Raw genomic sequence first — 11801 nt, 5'->3', positions numbered from 1 at the left:
TCAGGGTGTCGAACTGGCAGTATAAGTACATGGCCAACGTTGTCGCGCTCTATAGATACCCTGTCAAAGGTTTCACCCCCGAAGCCGTGGATTCCCTCACGATCCTGCCTGACGGGCGCGTGCGCGGCGACCGGGTGCTGGCCTTTCGGTTCGGCAACGCCGCGGTGCCCGAAGACCGCAATGGGCTTGATTACTGGCCCAAATCTAAGGGTCTCGCGCTGCAAGACTTTCCATCCCTCGCGCCGCTGCGCCTCACGTTCGATGAAAGCGCGCAGCGGGTCACCGTGCGATTGGGTGCAGACACCCTCGTGGAGGCCGCGCTCGATGAGGCCGGTCGCGCTCTTCTGAGCGATGCTTTGGCTACGTTCGTGCTGGAGTCGGGTGAGGGGCGCAAACTCACGCGAGAGGGGCGGCTTCCGCTCGCGCTCGTGGGCGACGGTGTGCAGTCACGTTTTCAGGATCGGGCGCGCGGGTTTGTTTCGGTACACAGCGAGGCGAGCGTGCAGGCGCTCGGCGACGCGCTGGGGATGCCGATCGACGATCGCAGGTTTCGTTCGAACATCGTTGTCGAGGGGCTCTCCCCCAATGAGGAACTCTCGTGGACCGGCCCGATTCGCATTGGCGACGTCGAGTTTGCGCCGCAGGGCGCGATCGCACGCTGCCTCGCTACGCACGCCAACCCCGACACCGGGGTGCGTGATGCCCGGGTGCTCACCACTCTCACGGGGGTACTGGGTATGGCAGAACCGCAGCTGGGGCGACTGCTGCTGCCCGCGGGCGTGAGTGAGGATGGCGCGGTACCGGGCGCGCTCGACACGGGTTTCTCGGGCGGCGTGATCCGGATCGGTGACACGGTCAGCGCCGTCTGACATATTTTCCACGATCATCTGATAGAGTGAGTTCTTGACTTGCGTGTGGATAACAACCACACACCCCGAGACGGTGCCCTCTCCACCCCTCGGAATCAATTCGTCAATCTTTACCTTTTTAAGGACACACTTAACGTGGCAAATATCAAGTCGCAGATCAAGCGCATCAAGACCAACCTCAAGGCTACCGAGCGCAACCGTGCTTACAAGAGCGAGCTGCGCACCGTAATCCGCGCAACCCGCGAGGCCATCGCTTCGGGCGACAAGGCTGCTGCCGAGGCGAAGCTGCAGCTTGCATCACGCAAGCTGGACAAGGCTGTGTCGAAGGGTGTTATCCACAAGAACCAGGCAGCGAACCGCAAGTCGGGCCTCGCAGCCAAGGTTGCAGCTCTCTAAGCTGAACCGGTTTTAAGAAAGGCTCCCGCTTCGGCGGGGGCCTTTTTTGCGTGCCCGGGTGCACGCTGCAGAAGGGGCGTGCTTGCGCTGATTCTAGTTCTGGCGCGGGCTCCGGCCCTGGCTCTGGCGCTTCTCTACCTCTGGCGCTCCCCCTGTTCTACTGCTCTGCTCCGCTGTGCTGCTCTGCTCCGCTGCGCACTGAGGCCCGTAGCCGACAAAGGGGCTATACGCCTGCGCTGAAACCCCTGTTCTTCTGGGCTCGCCACCCCGGACACGTTTGGGGCTATACCCTGACGGCGCCTTGACCCGCGCTGCTCGGCGGCGCTGACGTGTGGCTTAAATATCGTGCGGTTCGAACGTGGTGTTGCGGTGTGCTTTGGTGAGAGCCTGGGTTGCCCGGGTGACTGCTTCGGCGAGGGCTTTGGCGGTCGCAGTGGCGGTCATGGTCGCAGTGTCTGTGTCTGTGTCTGTGTCTGTGTCTGTGTCTGTGTCGCTTACCGTGCAGTTATCGCGTGTGGCTGCCGAGTCGGACTTGCGGGCGATCGCTGCGATGTTTCGTGAGGCCCGTTCGCTGGCCGTGCAGATCGGGCAAACACAGAGGGGGTCTTCACTCAGGTGCACCGGCTTCTCAGACCTTCTCCACCTCATGCTGCCCCATGAATCGGTATAGTCGGCGTCGGTGCCGGTGCTGCTGGTACTACTGGCGTTCGAGCTGCCGCTGGCATTCGAGCTACTGCTGTTTTCGGTGAGGTCCTCACTGCTGTTCAATCCCCCGTCGACATTGCCCTCCCCGTCATGGCCAGAGTTGTCCCCTCGGCCGGGGTTTTCGGGTCTGTCGCCGCCAGAGTTGCCGCCGCTTGGGGTATCACCGCCGCCGTTGTCACCATCGTCGTTGTTGCCTTCTCCACCAGGGTCGCCACCCGGCAGGAAGTGGAGTTTGTGTTCGGGATGATCGGTGTACACCGCCCCGGTCGGGCTCGCCCACCACAGAACTCCCTCTGGAGTTTGAGTCACTCGCCACTTCGCATGCACCGGGAGATCGGGATGCTTCAACGCATGGTGGGCGGGGCAGAGATGTTGAAGGTTAGTGATTGTGGTCGGGCCGCCCTTGGCCCATTCCTTCGTGTGGTCGATCTCGCACGATGCCACCGGCACTATGCACCCCGGGAACCGGCAATGCAGATCCCTTGCCCGCAACGTTCTCCGCATTGCTTCCGTGGGCTGCCGCCTACTCGTCGCCACCACCTCACCGTCAGGGGAAAGGAAGATCGCGTCCCATCCCGGGGCGATCTGGGTGAACGCCCGCGCCGTTTCCGTATCAATGGGCCCGTATCCCTCGAGAGTGGCTGTGCCCCCGGCCGGGATCACAATCGAGATGTTCGCTTGAATCCCCAGAAAAGCTTCGCCCGTGTTCGTCGCCTGGGCACCCTCACCGCCGTCCATCACCGCCCCCGTGAGGGATTCACTCGTGGAGCCTGTGGTGTTCGATGTGCCGGTCTTACCGGCGCTGCTCGCGTTCCCCGTGCCGTTGGCGCTGCTGTTGCCATTTGATGTGTTGGTGCTGCTGGTGTTGCCGGCGCTGGGGCGGGGGACGTCGCCAGTGAGGAGGAGTTCCGCGAAAATATCAGCCCGCCGATTCCCCAACGTGCGCTTCACCTGCACCACCGTCTCCCCACCCGCCGAAGTCGATGGTGCTCGTGCCAGATCGAGAGCCTTGGCCGCTTTCGCGGTTTTGTGGAGCCGATTGATAATGCTGTACCCGATCACCGCCGGCACCGTCGCAATGATCTGCACCATCCCGTACGGCAACTCCACCAGGCACACCTGCCGCTCCGCCGCCGCCAAATAATGAAGCTCATCAACCGAGTGAGGAGTGAGGTGCTGCGCGATCTGCCGCGCCTTGTCCCGCGACCTCGCCGGGCTCGTAGCCTGCGCAATCTCCACACACCGAGTCTCATAAGATTCGTGTTCGGTCTCGCCCACGACCCCGCCCTCGGCGATAATCACTTTCGCGTGCGCCATCGTAATCGAAGCTTCCGCCACCGCGGCGAACACCACCGGGTAGCCGTACACGAGTTCGTATGCGTCGCCCATATGCCTGAGTACCAGCCGGTCACTCACCCCCAGCGCGAGGGCCACATCAGCGGCCTTTGACCGTAACCCGATACTGATCTCACTGTCGATCTGAGTGCGATCGAGGACCAGTTTTTGAAGATCAGCGAGCTGTTTCGCTTTCCTCGCCTCAAGCATCGTAACTTCTTGCGATGCGGCCACATATGCTTCGCGTATCTGCTTCGCTTCACGTATCTCGTCATCATCGGGAGGAGTGAACTCGAACTGTACTCGTGAGCCCGCACGACGTCCCCCAGGCTGTTTGCCTGGATCGTTATTGAGGTGACCTGCACCTCGTCGTGTGGTGGCCATAACCCCATTAGACACCACACCTACGACATTTAAGATCGACAGGGACGAGCGGGCCACTGAACGGGTCACTGATCAGCCATTTGCGCTTCATCAAGGGGGCGTGCTTTGACGAATGTCCCGCACATTTGCGGAGAACATAGGGGACACTCGCAAAAAGACGCCTCAGTGAAGCATGTTTACTTCAGCTTAGGAAATGTCCATGACTTGGCTGAAGCCGGGGCGGCTAAATGGTAAAGCGTTAATGCCATGGCAGAGCCAGCTGAGGCTGCAGCCCCGTGCCGGCACTAGTTACCGCAACAAGCCCGGTAGCGGCCAGGGTAAAGCTGCCCGCGAAGCAGACACCACCCGGCACAACTCGATGGACTCCTCACTCCTCGAGTACTGCCGAGCGCCCCCACACCGTGTCTCGCCCGCGTAGCCCGAGCTTCTCAACCCTTCCGCTGGCTTTTAACCAGCGCGACAGGTTCGTTTCGGGAGCCGGAAGCCGCCCAGCAACCTGTCGAGTGATCGCGATCGCTTCACTGGAGGTAAATTCGTCGCCAAACAATGCGAGCGTGAACTCCCAGTCAGCCCAGAGCCTGCGGGCGACTTCGGCGGCTGCGGCGCTGGCGATGCGGTCGTGATCGAAGGGAAGCCCCAGCGGTTCGCCGCCGAGGCGTGACCAGGTGAGCGCTTCACCCAACCCGCCAGCCTCACCCAGGCCAGCCCGATCATCCACCACACCCAAACCATCACCCCGCACACCGAGCAGCACCAGGTGGCCAATCGAGATAGTGGCGCCACGGGGATCTCGGTTGGTGCCATCGAAGGCGCCGAACTGCACGACCTCCCGCACAGCTCCAGTCGCGATACCTAGCTTGCTCGAGACGGCCCGGCGTGCGGCCGCGTCGAGGCTTTCGCCGGGGAGCAGCAGCACCCCTGGTAGCGCCAGGCGCCCGGCAAAGGGGTCGAGCTTGCGCTCGTGCGTGGCGTACAGCAGCTCCCCCGATTCACGCCGCAGTGCCAGCACATCGACTGAAACGAGCGGCTGCCCCCAGTCAGTCATCGGTTGCTCCGCATCGTCTCGCGCACTTCGGCGAAGCTCTGCCTGCGCACAAACTCGCCGTCGGTCCACACCTCGCGCAGCTCGCTCGCGGCTTCTTGGTCTGGGGTGGCCTGTTCGATCAGGGTGAGGGTGCCCGCCCCATCTCGTGTCACCGCGAGCCGGCCGCGTGCGCTTTTTTTCATGCCGCTGTCGGTGACGGGATCCTTTTGCAGGTCATATCCCACGCCGTCCACCTGCGCCCAGGTCGCCTTGACCGCGCTCTGGAAGGTGTCGCGGGTGTTGTATTGGTAGGTGAAGGACCCCACGCCGAAGACTACGTTGGTGGAGGCGAAGCCCTTAGCGGCGAGCCTGTCGATGATCTGCTGGGCGCGCTCACGCGTGATGGAGTCGCCATAGATGGCCCCGATGTGGGAGTCGAGCACGGCGTAGCCCAGCTCGTTCGTGGTGCCCCCGAAGGTGTCCCAGAGCAGTTCAATGACGCCCTTTTGCGCCGGAGTAACCCCTGCGCCCAAGCGCGGCTCGGTGCCGCAGAGAATATCGACCGGATCCCCAGAATCGGGCCGGATCACCATTTTGCCGTCGCGCGCCAGGATGCGAGCTTTGTGCGCGGGCAGGAAGTCGGTCAGCACTTCCCACAGGTCGAAGGTGTCAGAGACGACGGAGAAAATACCCGTGGGGTACAGGTCGATCAACCGAGAGAACATTTCGCGCTCCCCCACCACCGCGGTGCCCGTGCACATCACTGAGTGCTCGGTGGCGGGAACGCTGCCTGCAACGTACTCGCCGCCGTAGAAGTCTTCGATCCACTCGAGTGATGGCAGGGAGTCGGTGCCGGTGAAGGAGAGCAGGTGGCCCGCCCCAGATGCCGCAGCGGTTTCGAGGCTGGACATGCCGCGGAAGGAGAAGTCGTGGCCCTGCCAGTCAATTGCTGCGGGGTCTCCGCCCGTGCGCGCGCACCCGGCCTCGAGCACCTTGCGAAACTCGTGGGCGATGGTGGCAGAGGTGGAGGGCTGCCACACTTCGGCGGAGATGATGGTCTCGATGTAGTTGGTAAGCCAGAAGAACTCGGGGTCGGTGTTCTCGAATGTGAATGACGGCACGCGCACCGGCACCGCAGTTCCTTCGGGAACCGCGTTGAAGGTCAGCGGCAGGTACCCCTTGCGGTGCAGCGCACGAATGTGTGCGGAGCCGATCGTGTTGGGCCCGAGGATCTGCGTCAGCCGCTCTTCGTACAGCGCGCACACTTCGTCTTCATCGGCGGCAAAGAATGGTTCAAACCAGTCAGTGAGTTTGCCCAAGAACGCCTGGAGCCCGAAGTGAATGACCTCGTCGACGCCTTCTACCCGGCTGCCGCGGTTGGTCCAGTTGGAGTACACAATCTCGGGGGTACCAGCGAGCAGGTAGGCATCGCGGTGGCCGAGCTTGTACACATCGGTGAGCATGAGCGCCTTGATCGGGGCGAAACGATTCTTCAGCATGATCAGTTCCTTTCGGCTGCCAGGTACGGGGCGAGTTCGATGATGGTGGGGGCGAGCGCGGCGTGGGTTGATCCGGGGTGTGAATCAGTGGTGAAGATGCGCCCGAAGCGCTCGGTGAGCTGGGCGGCCCGGCCCGAGAAGATGCCGTGGCTGACCCACAGGTCGAGGCGGCTGCGATCGAGGCCGGTGGCCTCGGCGAGGCCCATGAACGTGCCGCCGCCATCGCAGATGTCGTCAACGATCAGCACGCGGCCAGCATCCGGCAGACCCTCGGGTGCGTGGAAGCCGAGCAGTTTGCCCGTTGCGAAGTCGCGGCTTTTGGTGGCGGTGAACAGCGGCAGCCCGGCCCGGTCGGCCACGAGCTGCGCCCGGTGCACCGCTCCCGCGTCGGGGGCCATGATCGCCGTGTAGTCGCCGTGCGGAAGCACGCGCTCGGTGATCACGCCCGTGGATTCTACGATGCGAATGTTGGTGATGAGCGACGGAGCCACCGGTGAGTGCGGGTCAAAGCACACCACTTCGTCGAGCTCGGCGGCGTTAATGAGGGCCGCGTAGATCTTTGCGCCGAACGGCACGCCGCGATCGGCGCGCGCTGCCGGGAGGTAGGGAATGTGGGCGACGGCTCGGTAGCCCGTGCTGCGCACCCAGTCGGCCCAGAGGCCCAGCACGATGAAGTCATTGGCGTCGCAGCCGGTGAGCGTGGCGTGCGACGGGGTTTCTTCGGCGGGAAGGCGCAGGTGCCATTCGCCGCCGGGAAACTGGAAGGGTTCGACCGCCGAGGGGACGGTGGTGCCGTCTGCGCTGAGTGCGTGGAGTGTGATGGTCATGACATCAGCGTAACACGCTATTCGTCAAAATGACGAATAGATTTCAAATTAAATCAAATGCTCCGGATCGGGGCGCAGCCTTCGCGCCGCGCGATCACCGCGGTGAATTGGCCTCGCGGCCTCGTCGCGCCACGAACAGAACATACTTTTCGAGGGCGTACTGCGGGTCGCGCGTGCCGCCCTTGAGCAGCCACTCGGTTTCGGCCGCGAGATCGATCGCGCGGGCGAGCTCTGCCTCGCGCCAGCCGCGAGTTTCTTTCATTGCTCGCTCGACCTGCCAGGGCGCCATGCCGAGATCTTTGGCGAGCTGACCCGCAGATCCTCGCAGGCCAAACACGCGGGCCATGCCGCGCACCTTCATATTCAACGCCGCGAGCAGCGGAATCGGATCGATGCCGCCGGCAAATGCCTGCCGCAGCAGCACGAGCGCCTCGGCCGGGCGCCCCGCCGTGGCGGCATCGGCCACCTTGAAGCCGTTGGTTTCTACGCGGCCCTCGGTGGCGCGGGTCACGTGATCTTCGTTGAGCTGCTTGCCGCTCACTTCGATGAGCTGGGCGCAGGCACCGGCGAGCTCACCGAGGTCACCCATGTAGGCGGCCACCAGCTGCCGCACGGCACCCGGTGTGATCTGGGCGCCGAGGCGACGCATTTCAGCCTGGGCAAAGGCCAGGCGATCCTGGTCCTTTTTCATCTCGGGGCAGGCCACTTCGATGCCGGCGCCACCACGCACGAGATCGAGGAGCGCTTTGCCGCGCTGGCCGCCCGCGTGCCGCAGCACGAGGGTCGCATCTTCTGCCGGCTCCGTGACGTAGCGCCGCGCATCACTTAAGAATGCGTCAGAGCAGCGCTCAACGTTGGTCACGCGAATCAGCCGAGGTTCAGCAAACAGCGAGGGGCTCGCGATCGTGTAGAGTTCGCCCGCGGTATAGCTTGCGGCGTCGAGATCGTGCAGCTCAAGATCGCTGCGCTCGGCAAACATCGTCTCGCGAATGCGCTGCACCGCGCGATCAGCAAGGAAAATTTCGGGACCACTCACCAGCACGACCGGCGCAGGGTACGCCTCATCCCACTGAATCGCCGGTGTCTTGGTAGTTGCGCCTCGTGATGCCACGCTTCAAGCCTACTCGTCACTACTGACAGGGCGCCCGCGTGCGGCCCAGATTGTGGGGCCCGCGCCGCGGTGATCACCCGGGGAGATCGCGATTGACCCCAAGAGATCGGTGCGCAAAGCCAAAGTATCTGCCCGCGCAAGCGACGTGAGTAAATCGCGCGCGGGGTGGCCGTAGCCGTTGCCTTCGCCCACCGAAACGAGCCCCACCCGGGCGTGCACGGCGCCATACATGCCCGGGTGCTGATCGCGCGACCCGTGGTGAGCGACCTTCACCACATCGGCCACGAGCGCGCCGGCCGCAGCCGCGTCGCCCGCCGGGGTCTGCGCCGGGTCATACTTCGCCAGCAGCGGCCCTTGCTCGGCCTCCCCCGTGTCCGCCAGCAACAGCGCCGTCAGACCTCCCGTATCTGCACGCATCACTAAACTTGCGGCGTTGCGGCTGGCGGGCGTTAGCCCGCGATCCGGAGCAAGCAGTGCCCACGCCACCCCGGCGTCATCGCCCGAATCGCCCGCGCTGCCCACCTCCCACGAAACGTCGGCGGCCTCGAGCTGCGCGACCATCGGCCGATGCTCGCGATCCTCGCGCGTGGGCGGGGCGATGAGCACCCGCGCGGTCTGGGGCAGAATCGCGCCGACGGCCCCGATGTGGTCGCGATCGTCGTGGGTGAGCACGAGCAGCGGAATGCGTGAGATGCCGAACTGCCGCAGGCACGCCCGCAGCTGTGTCTCGTCGTCGCCGGTGTCGATGAGCACGGCCTCGCCGGGGGCCGCTCCCCCGCCGCGCAGCAAAATCGCGTCGCCCTGGCCTACATCGCAGGCGACGATGCGCCAGCCGCTGGGCACTTCGGCCTGCTGCATCACCGGGGCAACGAGGGTGGGGCCGACGAGGGCTCCGGCGGCGGCCCCCAGCAGCACCGCGACCCAGGTGCGCAGCTTCCTCGGGCCGAGTCCCAGCGACATCCAGGGCCGGATCACGCGCGCTCCGCTGCGTGTCAGTCTGCCGGTGGCGAGCAACCAGGCCGCCACCAGGGCCGCCTCGACCCCGCATAAGAGCAGCGCTCCGGGCACGCCTGGCACCCAGTCCCAGCGCGCGAAGGGCAGCTCGGCGGCGACCTGCGCGGTGGCCTCCACCCACCGCGCGGGGAAGCTTGCCGCGACCACGAGGGCCTGGCCGAGGGCAGGCGACACCGGGCCCGCCAGCAGCGCGGCCAGCCCGAGCCCCGTGCCCGCCGGGGCGGCCGGGCCCGCGAGCACGTTGGCGAGCAGGCCCGACGCGGGAATTCCGTCTTGCAGAAGCAGCAGCAGCGGGCCGCAGGCGAACTGTGCCGCGGCCGACACCGCAACCGGCAGCGCGATCCACATGGGAGCGCCGGTGAGTCTGCGCAGCCCCTCGGTGAGTTCTGGTGCGCACACAATGATGCCGCCGGTGGCGGCGACCGACAGCGCGAAACCGGGCTGCCAGGCCTGCCACGGATCGATGATTAAGAGCACCGCGATCGCCAGGCCGAGCGCCGGTAGGGCGACCGCACGCTTGCCGCCGTATGACGACACGAGCAGCACCGCGCCCATGATGGCGGCGCGCTGTACGCTCGTGTCGGGGCCGACGATGAGCACGAATCCACCAAGCGCCACCCCTGCGGCAACCGTGCGCATTCTGCGGCCACAACCAAGCCATGACAGCACCCAGACCGCGGCACTGGTAACGAGCGCGCAATTTGCGCCAGACACAGTGGACTAAGGAGGTGGGTAGGCTGGACCCATGGATTCAGCTGGTCAAACCGTCCGAGAGTATCTCCGCGTATCGTCGGACCGATCGGGTACCGGCAAGAGCCCCGGGCAGCAACACGAAGAGATGGTGGCGACGGCCAAGCAGAAAGGCTGGTTAGTTCACTCTCGCCCTTATGAGGACACTGACCGCAGTGCGAGCCGGTACACCAAGAAGGTACGTGAGGGTTTTACCGACCTCCTCGATGACCTAGAAGCCGGCAACTTTGGAGCTGACATCCTCGGCCTGTGGGAGTCGAGTCGTGGATCCAGACGCACCGGCGAGTGGATCGACCTGATCGAGCTCTGCGCAAAGCAAGGCGTGGGTATCTGGGTACTGACCCATGGTCGTGTCTACGACCCCACCAACGCACGTGACAGGCGTTCATTGCGAGAAGACGCCTCTGATGCCGAGTACGAGAGCGACAAGACCAGCGAGCGCCTACTGCGCGATGTGCGCGCCAACGCTATGAAGGGCCGCCCGCACGGGAAGAACCTCTACGGATATGAGCGTTTGTACGACAAACACACCCGAGATTTGCTTGAAGTAATTGAGCACCCTGACCAGGGCCCGGTTGTGAGAGAGGCCGCACGGCGCGTGTTGGCCGGTGAGACCTACTACGCGATTGCCAGAGACTTCAACGTGCAGGGCATCCCAGCCAGACGGCCGAAATTCAACCCGCAGCGAGAGGTCATGGGATGGACGGCTCCGGCTGTGAAACAGATGCTGACGATGCCTGCGTATGCCGGATTGCGCCAGCACCAAGGAGAAGTACTCGAAGACGTTGACACGATCTGGCCCACGCTGATCGACCGTGACTCGTGGCATAAATTGCAGGCAGTCATGGCTGGGCGGAGCAAGCTCAAAGGTAACCACTGGGAGACAAAGTATCTACTGACCGGTATCGCTGTGTGTGGCGAGTGCGGCAATAATACCCGCACGGGCAAGCAGAACGCAGGTCGCCGGCAATACGACAAGGTGACGGGTGAGAAGCTCCCCCTCGCCACCTACAAGATCTACACATGCCTAGGCACGCCGGGCAAGAAAGGTTTCCACGTCGCGATGCGCTTGGAGTTCTTGGACGAGCTGGTAACCGAGGTCGTCTTGGCTCGTATCAAGCGTCCAGACTTTCTGGCGCAGATCGGCCAGGCCGACCAAGGAGTCGACACTGTGCGTGCGGAGCTGCTTCAGGAGATAGAGGGCCACCGAAAGTGGCTGGAAGAAGTCCATCAGCTCGCGATGGAGACCAAGAACCTGACCATGCTCTCGCAACAGGAGCAGCAGGTACGACCTCTCATCGACGCTGCACAGAAGAAGCTTGAGTCTCTTGCGCAGACTGACCCACTGGTCATCAAACTTGCCGGAGCCGATGATATTGATGCCAGCTGGCAAGAGATGTCAGTGATGGATCAAAGGCAGGTCATCAGGCTGTTGGTGGTACCGAAGATCAACCGTATGCCCGATAGCCGCAAAGGCCGTAAAGGCATCTACCCTGACCGTGTGGATTTCGCCTGGCGCTAAGCGTCCACAAGCTTCAGCCGGAATTTATGCCTACGGCAGAACGGCAAGCGGGGCTCGTTGGAACCCAATAGTCTCTCCGTCGAGGGCAACATCCCCATGATGAGTTCCTCCAAGCTGTCAGCTTCCCTCTCTCCGGGACCCTGTCTAAGACCGGGTTCATCCGTTGACAGCTAGAACGTTTAAGGGCTTTAGAGCCCGCGCAGCCGAATACACGGGTTCGGATTCTCCAAATCGAGCCCGAAAACCGGCATTTTGACTTCTACACGCACCCCCCTTGTTGACCCCGCTGTCTGTGCTGATCAGGCCAAGACTCAAGCCGAGAAAGCTTCGCTCAAAGCATGGGCAGCGGGCATCGCTGCCAGCGC

9 protein-coding genes are annotated in these 11801 nt (G+C 63.8%); 3 read left to right on the top strand and 6 right to left on the bottom strand.

Features of this window, described 5'->3' with window-relative positions; all coding sequences use genetic code 11:
- Positions 1-29: 29 nt before the first annotated feature.
- Together JOF28_RS01610 and rpsT are read left to right on the top strand one after the other, a co-directional pair.
- The gene (locus JOF28_RS01610; RefSeq protein ID WP_209704172.1) at positions 30-869 is read left to right on the top strand and encodes an MOSC domain-containing protein; all 840 of its coding nucleotides are present in this window, start codon (positions 30-32) and stop codon (positions 867-869) included.
- A gap of 135 nt (positions 870-1004) precedes the next feature.
- Entirely contained in the window at positions 1005-1265 is a 261-nt protein-coding gene (gene rpsT, locus JOF28_RS01605) for a 30S ribosomal protein S20 (RefSeq protein WP_209704171.1), read from the top strand.
- A 336-nt stretch (positions 1266-1601) separates the two neighbouring features.
- Here rpsT and JOF28_RS14775 read toward each other — a convergent pair whose 3' ends face one another.
- From JOF28_RS14775 to JOF28_RS14770, 6 genes are all read right to left on the bottom strand, one after another.
- The gene (locus JOF28_RS14775) at positions 1602-3758 is read right to left on the bottom strand and encodes an HNH endonuclease signature motif containing protein (RefSeq protein ID WP_209704170.1); all 2157 of its coding nucleotides are present in this window, start codon (positions 3756-3758) and stop codon (positions 1602-1604) included.
- A 298-nt stretch (positions 3759-4056) separates the two neighbouring features.
- Positions 4057-4734 (bottom strand): NUDIX domain-containing protein, encoded by a 678-nt coding sequence (locus JOF28_RS01595; RefSeq protein WP_209704169.1) that lies wholly within the window; start codon positions 4732-4734, stop codon positions 4057-4059.
- A complete protein-coding gene (locus JOF28_RS01590; RefSeq protein ID WP_209704168.1) occupies positions 4731-6212 on the bottom strand; it encodes a nicotinate phosphoribosyltransferase in 1482 nt (493 codons plus the stop codon). The genes JOF28_RS01595 and JOF28_RS01590 overlap by 4 nt, the downstream gene beginning before the upstream one ends.
- A 2-nt stretch (positions 6213-6214) precedes the next feature.
- Positions 6215-7039 (bottom strand): phosphoribosyltransferase family protein, encoded by an 825-nt coding sequence (locus JOF28_RS01585; RefSeq protein ID WP_209704167.1) that lies wholly within the window; start codon positions 7037-7039, stop codon positions 6215-6217.
- Between the two features lie 94 nt (positions 7040-7133).
- Complete coding sequence (gene holA / locus JOF28_RS01580; RefSeq protein WP_209704166.1) at positions 7134-8150, bottom strand: DNA polymerase III subunit delta; 1017 nt, start codon at positions 8148-8150, stop codon at positions 7134-7136.
- A 9-nt stretch (positions 8151-8159) separates the two neighbouring features.
- Positions 8160-9878 (bottom strand): ComEC/Rec2 family competence protein, encoded by a 1719-nt coding sequence (locus JOF28_RS14770; protein ID WP_342452045.1) that lies wholly within the window; start codon positions 9876-9878, stop codon positions 8160-8162.
- Positions 9879-9909: 31 nt separating this feature from the next.
- Between JOF28_RS14770 and JOF28_RS01570 the strand changes: the two genes are divergently transcribed.
- Complete coding sequence (locus tag JOF28_RS01570; RefSeq protein WP_209704165.1) at positions 9910-11436, top strand: recombinase family protein; 1527 nt, start codon at positions 9910-9912, stop codon at positions 11434-11436.
- Positions 11437-11801 lie beyond the last annotated feature (365 nt).

It is taken from the genome of Leucobacter exalbidus, from assembly GCF_017834145.1.
In the GTDB taxonomy this organism is placed as follows: domain Bacteria; phylum Actinomycetota; class Actinomycetes; order Actinomycetales; family Microbacteriaceae; genus Leucobacter; species Leucobacter exalbidus.
The sequence above is the reverse complement of the archived record's forward strand: the minus strand, read 5'-3'. Positions and strand labels throughout refer to the sequence as shown.

Coding starts and splice junctions, on each gene's coding strand:
- JOF28_RS01585 (WP_209704167.1), bottom strand. CDS start 7,039: ATGACCATCACACTCCACGCACTCAGCGCAGACGGCACCACCGTCCCC.
- JOF28_RS01590 (WP_209704168.1), bottom strand. CDS start 6,212: ATGCTGAAGAATCGTTTCGCCCCGATCAAGGCGCTCATGCTCACCGAT.
- JOF28_RS01595 (WP_209704169.1), bottom strand. CDS start 4,734: ATGACTGACTGGGGGCAGCCGCTCGTTTCAGTCGATGTGCTGGCACTG.
- JOF28_RS01570 (WP_209704165.1), top strand. CDS start 9,910: ATGGATTCAGCTGGTCAAACCGTCCGAGAGTATCTCCGCGTATCGTCG.
- JOF28_RS01610 (WP_209704172.1), top strand. CDS start 30: ATGGCCAACGTTGTCGCGCTCTATAGATACCCTGTCAAAGGTTTCACC.